The organism is uncultured Metabacillus sp. (genome assembly GCF_947503125.1).
Classification (GTDB): Bacteria; Bacillota; Bacilli; order Bacillales; family Bacillaceae; genus Metabacillus.
Genome location: NZ_CANNCR010000016.1, coordinates 23,487 through 36,505, shown reverse-complemented (window position 1 = coordinate 36,505; position 13,019 = coordinate 23,487). Strand labels below are relative to the sequence as shown.

General features: G+C 37.9%; 10 protein-coding genes and 1 tRNA gene. 3 read left to right on the top strand and 8 right to left on the bottom strand.

What is annotated here, in order from left to right; genetic code table 11:
• Positions 1-2: 2 nt before the first annotated feature.
• The 4 genes from yhbH to Q1B07_RS12790 form a co-directional block, all read right to left on the bottom strand.
• The gene (gene yhbH / locus Q1B07_RS12805) at positions 3-1,181 is read right to left on the bottom strand and encodes a sporulation protein YhbH (RefSeq protein ID WP_299090453.1); all 1,179 of its coding nucleotides are present in this window, start codon (positions 1,179-1,181) and stop codon (positions 3-5) included.
• 361 nt (positions 1,182-1,542) lie between these two features.
• Positions 1,543-3,438 carry a PrkA family serine protein kinase gene (locus tag Q1B07_RS12800; protein ID WP_299090455.1) on the bottom strand — a complete coding sequence of 632 codons (1,896 nt, stop codon included), beginning with the start codon at positions 3,436-3,438 and terminating at the stop codon, positions 1,543-1,545.
• 599 nt (positions 3,439-4,037) lie between these two features.
• On the bottom strand, positions 4,038-4,520 hold the full coding sequence (trmL, locus tag Q1B07_RS12795; RefSeq protein WP_299090458.1) for a tRNA (uridine(34)/cytosine(34)/5-carboxymethylaminomethyluridine(34)-2'-O)-methyltransferase TrmL: 483 nt from the start codon (positions 4,518-4,520) through the stop codon (positions 4,038-4,040).
• Positions 4,521-4,646: 126 nt separating this feature from the next.
• A complete protein-coding gene (locus Q1B07_RS12790; RefSeq protein ID WP_299090460.1) occupies positions 4,647-5,537 on the bottom strand; it encodes an amidase domain-containing protein in 891 nt (296 codons plus the stop codon).
• A gap of 159 nt (positions 5,538-5,696) precedes the next feature.
• Between Q1B07_RS12790 and mscL the strand changes: the two genes are divergently transcribed.
• Positions 5,697-6,077: a large conductance mechanosensitive channel protein MscL gene (gene mscL / locus Q1B07_RS12785; RefSeq protein WP_299090463.1), complete on the top strand. Its 381-nt coding sequence runs from the start codon at positions 5,697-5,699 to the stop codon at positions 6,075-6,077.
• A gap of 27 nt (positions 6,078-6,104) precedes the next feature.
• On the opposite strand, the gene queG is transcribed toward mscL, so the two are convergent.
• Positions 6,105-7,241 carry a tRNA epoxyqueuosine(34) reductase QueG gene (queG, locus tag Q1B07_RS12780; RefSeq protein WP_299090466.1) on the bottom strand — a complete coding sequence of 379 codons (1,137 nt, stop codon included), beginning with the start codon at positions 7,239-7,241 and terminating at the stop codon, positions 6,105-6,107.
• 95 nt (positions 7,242-7,336) lie between these two features.
• On the opposite strand from queG, the gene Q1B07_RS12775 reads away from it, so the two are divergent.
• A complete protein-coding gene (locus Q1B07_RS12775) occupies positions 7,337-8,002 on the top strand; it encodes a phenylalanine--tRNA ligase beta subunit-related protein (protein ID WP_299090469.1) in 666 nt (221 codons plus the stop codon).
• Positions 8,003-8,103: 101 nt separating this feature from the next.
• Here Q1B07_RS12775 and Q1B07_RS12770 read toward each other — a convergent pair.
• Positions 8,104-8,177, bottom strand: a tRNA-Gly gene (locus tag Q1B07_RS12770).
• Between the two features lie 261 nt (positions 8,178-8,438).
• Between Q1B07_RS12770 and manA the strand changes: the two genes are divergently transcribed.
• Positions 8,439-9,386 carry a mannose-6-phosphate isomerase, class I gene (gene manA, locus Q1B07_RS12765; RefSeq protein ID WP_299832874.1) on the top strand — a complete coding sequence of 316 codons (948 nt, stop codon included), beginning with the start codon at positions 8,439-8,441 and terminating at the stop codon, positions 9,384-9,386.
• Positions 9,387-9,564: 178 nt separating this feature from the next.
• On the opposite strand, the gene Q1B07_RS12760 is transcribed toward manA, so the two are convergent.
• Together Q1B07_RS12760 and Q1B07_RS12755 are read right to left on the bottom strand one after the other, a co-directional pair.
• Complete coding sequence (locus Q1B07_RS12760) at positions 9,565-11,145, bottom strand: response regulator (protein WP_299090473.1); 1,581 nt, start codon at positions 11,143-11,145, stop codon at positions 9,565-9,567.
• Positions 11,146-12,939 carry a sensor histidine kinase gene (locus Q1B07_RS12755; protein ID WP_299090475.1) on the bottom strand — a complete coding sequence of 598 codons (1,794 nt, stop codon included), beginning with the start codon at positions 12,937-12,939 and terminating at the stop codon, positions 11,146-11,148.
• Positions 12,940-13,019: the final 80 nt, after the last annotated feature.

Genomic DNA, 13,019 nt, shown 5'->3' with positions numbered 1-13,019 from the left:
AATTAAACAGCCTTCGTTTTTGCGTCTTCATTGGTAAAAAAAGTTTTTAACGCATCGAAAATTCCGGCTTTATTTTTAAGAATGTGATATCTGAACTTCTCATCATTTATATGCTTGTAAGCACTCATAAGTGTAGATGGTGTACGATTATACTGATTAACTTCACCATAACCAAAAATATTTGATACCTTCATCAGCTCAGTTACAAGTTTTACACATCTGGCATTGTCTGATGTTAAATTATCACCATCTGAGAAATGGAATGGATAAATATTGAACCGTGATGGGTTATACTTTTCTTCGATAATTTCAAGTGCTTTTCGATAGGCGGATGAACAGATGGTTCCGCCGCTTTCACCTTTTGAAAAGAAATCTTCTTCAGAAACAACCTTCGCTTCTGTATGATGGGCAATAAATTCAATATCCACCTTTTCGTATTTTGTTCTAAGAAATCTTGTCATCCAGAAGAAAAAGCTTCTTGCCATATATTTTTCCCATAATCCCATCGAGCCGCTCGTATCCATCATCGCAATAACGACTGCTTTTGATTCCGGTTTAACGACTTCATTCCATGTTTTATACTTTAAGTCTTCAGGAAAAATCGGATGAAATTTTCGATTACCAGACATTGCATTCCGTTTATATGCCGAAAGCATGGTTCGTTTTTTATCAATATTCCCCATTAAACCTGTACGGCGGATGTCATTAAACTCAATATTTTCAATGACAATATTGTCCCGTTCCTTTTGTTTTAAGTTAGGCAGCTCTAACTCTTTAAAAAGTGCGGCTTCCAGCTCGAGTATCGAAACTTCAGCTTCATAATAATCTTCACCGGCCTGATCTCCAGCTCCCTGACCTTTTCCCGGACCTTTGGCATCTGCTTGTGATCCTTCTCTTGCGACCACATCACCAACCTGACTTTCTCCATCTCCTTGGCCAACATGCTTATTTTTATCGTAGTTATAACGAATTTTATATTCGTCCAATGAACGAATCGGGATTTTCACAACATCCTTCCCATTAGACATGATAATACTTTCTTCTGTAATGAGATCAGGTAGGTTGTTGCGAATAGCCTCTTGTACTTTTTCTTGATGGCGTGTTTGATCATCATGGCCTTTACGATGGAGGGTCCAATCTTCTTGAGAAATAACAAAGTTTTGTTCTTCTTTTCCTGACATCTAACTAACTCCCCCTCCAAAAATATTTTTTAAAAGTGTCACATAATTTGTTTTATTAGCATACATTAACGTGGATGAGTAAATTTCATACACAGTCAGACTTGTAATTCTTTGGATTACTCTATCCTATGCGAAAGATTTGATTTATTGACAAATAATTTCGAAAATAAATACGGAATCCTTAAAAATAAGACAAGACCCCAAAGCCTATGAAATAAGGCTTTAAAAGACATTTAGCTACTTCAAAATGAAATGGGACAACCCCTTCATCCCTCTCTGTGCATCAACCTGAATTTTCCAAATCAGAATAGAAAAAACAAAGCTGACAATGGTTAATTGCCAGCCACAATCCTCAGGTTTTTTATCTATTTAACAAGCTGCCAACATAGCGTAGTAATTCATTAGCAGAGGTTGAATTATACCCATGCTCATCGATTAGACGTGCAACAACCTCGTTGATTTTCTTAAGCTGCTGTTCGTCTGGTGTTTTAGAGGACGTTGTGATTTTAACCACATCTTTTAGATCTGCAAATAGCTTTTTCTGGATTGCTTCTCGTAAACGCTCGTGTGAATTATAATCAAATCGTTTTCCTTTGCGTGCATAGGCCGAGATACGGATAAGAATTTCCTCACGGAACGCTTTTTTAGCATTTTCTGAAATCCCGATTTGTTCCTCAATTGAACGCATTAATTTTTCATCAGGATTCATTTCCTCACCTGTTAACGGATCACGAAGCTTGTTTTTATTGCAGTAAGCTTCCACATTATCCAGATAGTTATCCATAAGTGTTTTGGCAGATTCTTCATAGGAGTACACAAACGCTTTTTGAACTTCTTTTTTCGCCATATCATCATATAGCTTACGTGCAACCGAAATGAAGTTTAAGTATTTTTCACGATCTTCATTTGAGATGGAAGCATGCTGATCAAGTCCTTCTTTCAGAGCCCGTAAAACATCAAGCGCATTAATTGATGGTACTTCCTTGCGAATGATGGTTGAAGAAATCCGGTTAATCACATAGCGGGGATCAATACCTGACATTCCTTCATCATTGTATTCCTTTTGAAGCTCTGCAACATCAACGGAATTAAAGCCTTCTACAATTTCCCCATCATACAATCTCATTTTCTTCACAAGATCGATGTCGCCCCGCTTCGGCTCTTTCAGACGGGTTAAAATCGTAAACATCGCCGCTACCTTTAACGTATGTGGCGCAATATGAACATCGGAAACATCACTTTCTTTAATCATTTTTTCATAAATCCGCTCTTCTTCAGACACTTTTAAATTATATGGGACAGGCATAACAATAATCCGCGAGTGCAGGGCTTCATTCTTTTTATTTGAAATGAACGAACGATACTCTGTTTCATTCGTATGGGCAACAATTAATTCATCAGCCGAGATTAAAGCAAAACGACCAGCCTTGAAATTACCTTCCTGAGTGAGGGAAAGCAAATGCCATAAAAACTTCTCATCACATTTCAGCATTTCTTGGAATTCCATCATTCCTCGGTTCGCTTTGTTTAATTCCCCGTCAAAACGATAAGCACGAGGATCAGACTCTGAGCCATACTCAGCAATGGTTGAGAAATCTATGCTTCCCGTTAAGTCGGCAATATCCTGTGATTTAGGATCTGATGGACTGAATGTCCCAATCCCCACACGTTTGTCTTCGGATAGAAATACTCTCTCGATTCTTACATCTTCGATACGGCCGCCGTATTCTTCCTCCAACCTCATCACATTTAATGGTGAGAGATTTCCTTCGATACGAATCCCGTATTCTTCATAGAAATCATCTCTTAAATGATGTGGAATCAAGTGAAGAGGGTCTTCATGCATTGGGCAGCCTTTTATCGCATATACTGCTCCTCTGTCTGAGAGTGAATACTTCTCCAACCCTCTTTTCAGCATGGTAACTAGTGTTGATTTACCGCCACTAACAGGACCCATCAATAGCAAAATCCGCTTTCTGACATCTAATCGTTTTGCAGCAGGATGGAAATACTCTTCTACCAGGCGTTCGAGTGCATTTTCTAGTCCATATAGCTGATGGTCAAAAAACTTATACGTTCTTTTGCCATCAATCTCTTCTATACCAGCATCTTTAATCATATTGTAAACCCTGGAATGAGCTGATTGTGCAACCCAAGGCTTTTCCTTAACAATATCCAAATACTCTACGAAGGTTCCTTCCCACTTTAAGCGTTGCTCATCTTCCCTAAACTTTTCAATTTTCTTTAAAATATCCATAAGGACCTCCTTCATCATTTGGTCGTAGTTGTAAAAAACTCGTGCAGATTAATACACTTTATGCGAGGATGTCCTCTAACATTCTTCTTATGAAGGTAAAAAAGCTATCTATAACCTGCGACAAAGGGGATAAATTTTACGGGAAAAATTTTGTTACACGTTCACATCACATTTTGATTAGGTTATAATGAAACTAGCTATAAAAGGGGAAGCTATACATACCCTTACTTGTTCCAACGAGTGATCGATTAGTTAGGAGGCAAAGCGATGAACACGATTTTAGTTTTAGGTGTTAGTTTAGCATTCTTGGTAGCAATCTTTACTGCAGGATATGAAAGCAAACCAGGTGTAAAAAAATAATGCATCAAACAAAGAGGGTCAGCCCCCTGTAAATACAATATATGGAACTTCAAAGTGATTTAGTCCTGTATATTGTATTTTTAGGGATCTGACCCTTTCATTTTTGCGAGGCTGTTTTTGAAAGCCTTTTTGTTCATGTGAAAAAGAAAAATGCAAAGATTCTTCTTCTTGAAGTAAGAGGTAAGAAGTTGGACTAGAAGCAATCGGTGAATGACCGATTGCCTTTAAGACATTGATTCTTATGTTAAGCCAGGATAGTTTTGCTGTCTTAACGCTTCATAAATTAAGATCGCTGCTGTGTTCGAAAGGTTTAATGAACGAACATGCTCTGTCATTGGCAGGCGTAAGCATCTGTCCATATTTGCCTCCAGTAAATCCTTTGGCAGTCCGGTTGTTTCCCGTCCGAACACAAAGAAATAATCCTTTTCAACATCACTATAATCAAATGTTGTATGTGGCTGCTTGCCGAATTTTGTTAAAAAGAAAAATTCTGCATCCTTATACCCCTCAAATAATTCATCTAAAGAATCATGATAAATCACGTTAACAAATTCCCAATAATCCAATCCGGCACGTTTTAACATTTTATCATCTGTTGAAAACCCTAACGGACGGATTAGATGAAGAGTTGTATTTGTTGCTGCACAAGAACGAGCAATATTCCCTGTATTTGCAGGAATCTCTGGTTGATATAAAACTACATGTAATGCCAATTTTTTCACCTCATCTACATTATGTGGAAAGGGGGATGAGAGCATGCTTTAAAGCTTGCTTCGCTTGCTCCACCTTTGGACGTTTATAAAGCAAAAGTCTGCTTATTATTGTTACCAAATGAAATTATACCATTGTTATTTCGAACTCGTATCATCTATGATACGAAAAAATGTATATTTTATATTCGGGGTATAAGCGGTTGAATCCTCATAGGCCCAATAACGCATCCGGCTATTATACGTTTGCGCATTCACCAGCGGCATATTTTCCTGATCCTTTGCGACAACAAAGGTTGTGTGATCATAACGGCCATCTCCCTGAAAATCATAGCATATCACATCACCTGGCATTAATTGTTCTGCTGAATCAACAACCTCTGCCCTTAACCCAGTTTTGGAATGGAGAAAAAAGCTCCTCATTGAATTTGCTACTGACCAACTAAAGCTCCAATTATTCTGCTCCATCCACCAGCCGGAGGAGCGATTTGGATAGCCGCGCATTTGTGCTCCGCCTGCATGAAGACACTGAGAAATAAAATTTGTGCAGTTGACATCAAAATTTTTATAAGCTGGATTTGCACTATTCCACCAACGCTCCGCATACTGTACAGCTGCAAGCCTGTCATAAACAAATGATTCCTTGCTTCGCTGCTCGTCGACAGAAGGTACCGGCTCATTTCCTATCTCATTAAAATCAACGATCCGATCGTCAACAAGCTCATCGCGATAAAAACGAGCTTTACGATGCTCGATTCGTTCTTCAAGAAAAAAACGGTCATACTGTTTATTTAACCATTTATAGTGACATGTATACAAGGCATTCTTTAAATGAATAGATTGGTCTTCAATCTTTGTAATTCTTACTGTGGTGCTCCCCTTTACAATTTCAGTTTTCCTTTTATCATTTGATTGAAGCCTTCTCTCGAACGCATGGAATTCTTCATCATTCCGATCATTTTTAATCGGTTTTTTATTGATAAGCATTTGAAGCTTCCTCTCATGTAACTCAAAAAGCTTTTGCTTCATAATCTCACCACCATCCTTATTTACTAAAGGGTATGTGAATGCTGTTGAGAAATTCGTTAAAATCATCATAATTGGATAGGGTAAAGGTAACAGTCAGGTTGTCCTTATCCTTTTTTACCTTTATACTAAGATCGGAATAAAAACTAGAGGTGAATACATATGTTACAGGAATTTAAAAAGTTTGCACTAAAAGGAAATGTGTTGGATTTAGCGGTGGCCGTTGTTATTGGGGCGGCGTTCGGTAAAATTGTTACCTCCCTCGTAGAAGATATCATTACGCCCACCGTTGGACTATTAATGGGCGGGATTAATTTTAGCCATCTTTCCTTAACAGTAGGAAAGGCTGCCATAAAATACGGGGAATTTATTCAGTCAATCGTCGACTTTCTCATCATCGCCTTTTCGATCTTTTTAGTTGTTCGATTCTTTAACCGTTTTAAAAAGAAAGAAGAAAATGCAGCACCGGCAGTTCCGGAAGTAGATAAGAAAGAAGAGCTTTTAACTGAAATTAGAGATCTTTTAAAAGAAGAAAAGAAATAGATAAAAGGTGGCGTCCTTGCCACCTTTTTATTTTTCTTCAACAAAGGCTATGCCTTTCTTGATTTCTTTTTTTACATCTTCATCCATCTCTTTTTCGTAAGCTTGATGCAATTCTTCAGCAACATCATTTCCGCCGATTTTTCCAATAGCCCATGCTGCCGTTCCGCGAATGACTGGTCTTGGATCTTCATGCATTAATTTGATGAGTTCCGGAAGTGCCGTTGTGTCCTTAAAATGAGCAAGTGCAAGAATCGCATTGCGTTGCAGCGGTTTTTTCCCGCGCCATGCACCAGAGATATGGCCGAATTTTTCTTTAAATTCCCTGTTGCTCATCGTAAGTAGCGGTTTTAATTTTGGCTTGGCGATTTCCGGATCCGGTTCCATTTCCTCGTGAAAATGAAAATCCTTCCCTTTATTCACAGGGCAGACGGTTTGGCAAGTATCACAGCCATATATCCGGTTCCCAATTTTCGTGCGATATTCATCAGCTAAAAACCCTTTCGTTTGCGTTAAAAATGCGATGCATTTTGTAGAATCAAGCTGGCCGCCTTGAACAAGAGCGCCAGTCGGACAAACATCAAGGCATTTTCTACAGCTGCCACATTGATCCTCCATCGGTGTATCAGGAGGGAAAGGAAAATTCGTAATCATTTCTCCTAAATAAACATAGGAACCAAATTCGGGCGTGATAATCGAGCAGTTCTTTCCGCTCCAGCCGATTCCCGCCCGTTCTGCAACAGCCCGATCTGAAAGCTCACCAGTATCAACCATTGATTTCACCTGGATATCCGGCACTTTTTCCTTCAAAAAGCTTTCCAGTTTACTTAACCGATCCCGTAAAATCGTGTGATAATCCTGCCCCCATGAAGCACGGCAAAAAATTCCGCGCCGATCCTCTCTCGTGCTTTTAGGAGCATTTTTCATTTTAGAAGGATATGCAAGAGCAATGGAAATAATCGAGCTTGCTTTTGGCAGCAACTTAACAGGTGTGACTCGTTTCTCAATGTCCGGCTCCTCAAAGCCTGATTGATAGCCCAACTCCTGCTGTGTGATAAGCCGCTGCTTCAGCTCCTCAAACATATTGGCACTTGTAAACCCAATTTTATCAATGCCGATTTCTTTACTATAAGCAATCACTTCTTGTTTAAATTGCTCTATATTCATTCCTTTCCCTCCTTTCTGTTAGTTGATGCGGATCAGACGATTCCTTCCTCTTATTATGGTAAAATAACTACAGTACCATTGTGGAGGTTAAAATAATGGAAATTCAAATTAGTGATGAAGTAAAGCAAGTAATACCTGATTTTAAAATTGGCATTGTACGTTATCACGATATTCAAGTCTCTGACTCTCCGCATATGCTAAAAGGCAGATTGCGATTATTTCAAGAATCCCTTTATTTTGATTATGCAGATAAAAAAGTCACTGACATTCCGGCAATAAACGAATGGAGAAAATTGTTTAAATCTGTTGGCACAGATCCAAATCGCTACCGACCATCTAATGAAGCATTATATCGCCGTGTACAGAAACAACAATTTTTACATAATGTCAACTCAGCAGTGGATCTGAATAATTTTCTTTCTCTGCAATATCAAATCCCATTAGGCATTTATGATGCCGATCAGCTTGAGGGAACTATCCTGATTAAAATTGGAACTGAACAGGATTCATATATAGCGATTAATGAACGCGAGGTTTCCTTAGCAAAGAAACTCTTATCTGCTGACCAACAAGGACCGTTTGGAAGTCCATATGTTGATTCAAAACGATCCGCTGTGACCGAAAACACACGTAATGCGCTTCATCTCATTTATTTCCAGCCATCTCTTCAAAAAGACGAGGCTAACCAGCTATTACAAGCATTGTCAAGCATGTTCACGCAAATACATGGCGGTGAAGCGGTTTATGAGGTTCTTGGGTAGAATGCTTTAAATACATTCTACTCACCGCACGACATAATAAAAAACGCAATGCCTCGTTTATCTGAGAAACGAAACACTGCGTTGCACACGATTATTATGTATGGAGCGGGTGAAGGGAATCGAACCCTCATCATCAGCTTGGAAGGCTGAGGTTTTACCACTAAACTACACCCGCAAGAACATATTCTATTATAACAAAAATCCGAAGATGATTCAACAATCTTTTCGAAAAATATGTCGAAGCTTGTCGATGACAGTCGGAAAAGTTACTTAATTAGTATATAATCTGTTCACAAAATTATCAAGGGGTATTTTGAATTTTCTTTTACAAACTGTCGGGGTAAAGGGCGAAAGTCTTATTTCGTTTAAAAGGGTATGCTTTTCCAAGCTTTTTAGCTTAAAATAGAAAGGTAAAATTTCTAAGGAGGCTATGATATTGAGCAGAGAACCACTTTTTTTTAATCCAATATTTAAAGATCGCATTTGGGGTGGAACACAATTAACTTCCTTTCATTATAATATCCCTTCAGATACTACTGGTGAATGCTGGGCTTTCTCCGCACATCCAAACGGACAAAGCGTGGTAAAAAACGGACAATATGCAGGAGTTTCCTTAGGCGAGCTCTGGGAAAAACATCGTGAATTATTCGGAAATATTGAGGGAGACCGCTTCCCGCTATTAACGAAAATCCTTGACGCCAACCAGGATTTATCTGTCCAAGTGCATCCGAATGACGAATATGCTAAGATCCATGAAAATGGTGAACTAGGAAAAACAGAATGCTGGTACATAATTGATTGCAAAGAAGGCGCGGAAATCATTTACGGTCATCATGCACAAACGAAGGAAGAGTTAGTCAGCATGATTGAAAAAGGAGAATGGGATCAGCTTTTACGTAGAGTAAAAATCAAGCCGGGCGATTTCTTCTTCGTACCAAGCGGAACAATCCATGCAATTGGAGCTGGTACGATCATTTTAGAAACACAGCAAAACTCTGACACAACCTATCGTGTTTTTGACTTTAACCGTAAAGATGCAGAAGGAAACCTGCGCGAGCTTCATATTGAGAAAAGTATTGAGGTAACAGAAACACCATCCTCACATACTGAAGTATCACCAAAAACAGAACAAATTGATGATGCAGCCATCACAACATATGTAGAATGTCCTTATTTTACCGTTCAAAAATGGAGCCTATCAGGTACAGTCTCACTAACTCAGGACAAACCATTTACATTAGTTAGTGTCATCGAAGGCGAAGGTGAATTAACGCACCAAGGAACAACCTATTCATATAAAAAAGGCGATCATTTCCTCTTACCAAACGGATTTGGCGAATTCAGCCTTAAAGGGAATGCTGATTTTATCGCTTCTTATCTATAAAGAAAACTCGCTGACTGACGAGCCTGAAAGGCGAAGACAGAGGCGTAGTTGCACTTATACTTTAAACTTTAAATTGGCCACAACGTCGAATTTCCTTCTTTCCTGCCAATTTATACTTTCTTAAAGTGTAAAAAATTTTGAGAAAGTCCCCCTTGTTATTGGGGAACTTTCCCTTTTATTATTTCGACATAACCGATACCCTATATTCATTCGGCGTCAGTCCAACAATTTTTTTAAATACTTTACTGAAATATTTTTCGTTTTGGTAGCCGACTTTAAATGATATTTCATATATTTTTAAATGCGGATTTTCCAGGAGTTCCTTGGCTTTTTCGATTCGGATGGTTGTGAGATAGTTTGTGATTGTTTCATTGTATTCAGCTTTAAACTTTCTTGAAATATACTCGCGGCTTAAATAAAAACGATCGGCAATTTCTTGTAAGGTGATATCTCGCTCATAGTTGTTTCGTATATACGCCTCGATTTCTTGAATGCTGTTTTTTTCTTTTTGGTATTTAACACGGTATAAAAAATGAATGAGTTCATGGAATTCCTTTCGCTTCTCATCCTTAAACTTCTCAAACGAAAAGGAGCCGTCCTCTCCCCAATAATCCCGGCCTTGATAGAAGGAAATGTCCTCGTTAATTTGATATTCCTTTAACCAATTCTTTCTTAATAAATCAAATTGATTTTCCCATGCTTGTATTTGCTCAAGGGAGATAATATGGGAGGTTTGAAGGGTTGTAAAGATTTTGTTCAGCACCTGATCCATTTTCTCAATACTCCCGCTTTGTAAGGCCCACATGATTTCCTGCGTATAATCTAAAAGATGAAGCAATGAGCTTGAGCGAATCTCTTCATAAGAAACAATTCTCTTTTTCGCAGCTGACAGCAAATCATGCTTCAGCATTGTTTGCTGAGCAGATTGATACGATCGATGTAGCTGCTGTGATGAATGACCTACTGCAAATATAACATTCATCTGACAACACGTTAAAATACATGTTTGGATTTTCTGAAGTAATCCCTGCTGATCTATTTGCTTCCATAAAACAATAACAATTTCATCTTCCTTATTAACATTTCTAAAGGATACTCCACTGCGATTGGACCAGACGATTTCATTGCATATATTTAAAATGGTAAAAAACGCCAAATTCCTATCTCCAGCAAAGCTCTTTGATATGATCGGATGAATGGAACACAATACGGTGGTGAAATTCTCCTTTGTAAGATCAATTCCAAATTCTTTTTGAACCCTTTCCCTCGCTTCAGAAGGAATCGTTGGTTTATTTATCATCCCAGTGAATAAATGATCCCAATATAATGGTTTGATCTCATTCATTGCCTTTGTATTTTCTAATGTGGATTCCCTCATCAGGGCTTGCTTCTTCCAGTCCTTAATCGCCCTTTCCAAGGTTTCATTTAAAATTTCAGGTTCGATCGGCTTTAAAATGTAATCAAAGCTTCCATACGTAATCGCATTTCTCATATAATGAAAATCATCATAACCGCTTATAACAATAATTTTGCTCGTAATTTTGGATTCATGCAGCCATTTTAAAAGGCGGGTTCCATCTAATTTTGGCATATTCATATCGGTAAAGATGATTTCAGGTCGCTGCTCCTTAATCATGATTTTCGCTTCTTCCCCATCTTTCGCCTCAAAAATTTCATGAATGCCAAGTCGTTCCCATTCTCCCAGCAGCTTAATGCCGTCTCTTACATGGTTCTCATCATCAATAATAATTGCTTTCATTTAGTTAACCTCCCTATCAACTGGAAGTTTAATTGTCACGAAAAGTCCTCCGCTATCAAGATTTTGCAAATGAAATTCAGCTCGCTCATCAAAATACAATTTTAGACGAAAATAAACATTTCTTAGTCCAATATTTGTTCCCTTGTTATTCATCTTTTGTTTTTCTTGGTTAAAGGACTGATAGATTTCTTGAAGCCGGCTATCACTTATTCCTTTTCCATTATCACGAACGGCTATAATGAGTGTATCACCTTCTACCCTTCCCATGATCCATAATTGGCCTTTTGTATCATGGCTGCCATCAAAGCCATGTTTAAAATAATTTTCTATGATTGGCTGGAGAATCATCTTTGGAACCTTTATTGCCAGGGCTTCAGGTTCGACCTGTAAGGAATACTCGAATTGCTCACCAAACCTTTCCTTTTGTAATAATAAAAACGCCTTTATATAATCGATTTCTCTTTTTAAAGGAACAAAATCCTCATCCATATTCATGCCATATCTCATAATTTTCGAAAGATGTGTAACAAGGGTATACACCTGAGGTACATTGTTCTTTAAGGCCAAGGTGCCGATTGATTGCAATGAATTATATAAAAAATGCGGATTTAGTTGTGATTGCAATGCCTTTAATTGATTTGTCTTATTTTCAATCTCAAGCTTATATTCCCGATTAATAAGGTGATTGATTTTACCGATCATTTGGATAAATCTATCCCCTAACACACCGATTTCATCATTTCCAAGTGATTCAAAGTGGACATTCATATTGCCTTCTTCAACCTTTTTAATATTTTGAAGCAATACTCGAATCGGCGAAGTGATTTTAAAGGAAACAAAAAATGTTGCCAGAATGACAAGAATTAACCCAACAATCCCGAACATGATATTGATTTTGGCAACACTCAAGGCGCTTTCAAACACAGACGTATACGGAATGCGCTTGACCAAAATCCAGCCTCCAGATGATTCAGCAACCTTTTCATAAATCATCAAGCCCCGAAATTTATCTTTTTGCCATTCCATTGTTCCATTTGGCTGCGACAAATTGATTAACTTTGTAATCCATTCTTCATTTTCCGATACTTCGGAATTAGAGCGAAAAATAAGCTCTCCTTCCGGACTTAAAATATAAAATTCCTCTTTGTCTTTTACATATAATTTCTCACTTATTTCCGAAATTTTATTTGGTGCGATATCTAGTGAGATATAGCCTAGCAAATGATCTGAAGGAACATCAATTAATGCCCGGTGCAAGGTAAATACATCCCTTCGCTGTTTTTGATCTTCCTCAGCACGATCGGCTTGCAAAATATGCATAGGTTCGATATAAATATAATTCGGATTATTTCTTGCCTTTTGAAAATTTTCTCTATCTCCGTTTTTTAATGAAGAAAACACGACACCAGATCGTTTTGATACAGACACATTTTGGCGATCTTCCTCAATTGCTATATTCACTCGATTAATATTCTTTTCTGCATAAAGCATGGTTAGCATCACATTTTTGACACTTTCCTTTGCCAAGTAATCATCTTCTTGACCGGGATTTCGCAGGTAACTCATAAAATCTACATTATTATAAAACGATATGGTTAGATTTTTTAATTCCTCAATATAGCCTTCCAAATTTAGCTTTCCCTGATAGAGAAGATTGACATTTTCCTGAACAAACTCATCTTTTAACGACTCTTTCGTATATAAATAGGTGATGACAATTGAGGTTCCAAATGGAACGATTGTAATGAGTAGGAGAAGAACAATCAGCTTTTTGCGTATGCTCGTTTTAACCATGAAGAACCTCCTTATCTTCAGAATGGCATGATAAGCTTTTATTATCCTTATTATAGCTAAAAAGCATGCCCATAAAAGAC

Coding starts and splice junctions, on each gene's coding strand:
- yhbH (WP_299090453.1), bottom strand. CDS start 1,181: ATGTCAGGAAAAGAAGAACAAAACTTTGTTATTTCTCAAGAAGATTGG.
- Q1B07_RS12800 (WP_299090455.1), bottom strand. CDS start 3,438: ATGGATATTTTAAAGAAAATTGAAAAGTTTAGGGAAGATGAGCAACGC.
- Q1B07_RS12790 (WP_299090460.1), bottom strand. CDS start 5,537: ATGAAGCAAAAGCTTTTTGAGTTACATGAGAGGAAGCTTCAAATGCTT.
- mscL (WP_299090463.1), top strand. CDS start 5,697: ATGTTACAGGAATTTAAAAAGTTTGCACTAAAAGGAAATGTGTTGGAT.
- queG (WP_299090466.1), bottom strand. CDS start 7,241: ATGAATATAGAGCAATTTAAACAAGAAGTGATTGCTTATAGTAAAGAA.
- Q1B07_RS12775 (WP_299090469.1), top strand. CDS start 7,337: ATGGAAATTCAAATTAGTGATGAAGTAAAGCAAGTAATACCTGATTTT.
- Q1B07_RS12760 (WP_299090473.1), bottom strand. CDS start 11,145: ATGAAAGCAATTATTATTGATGATGAGAACCATGTAAGAGACGGCATT.
- Q1B07_RS12755 (WP_299090475.1), bottom strand. CDS start 12,939: ATGGTTAAAACGAGCATACGCAAAAAGCTGATTGTTCTTCTCCTACTC.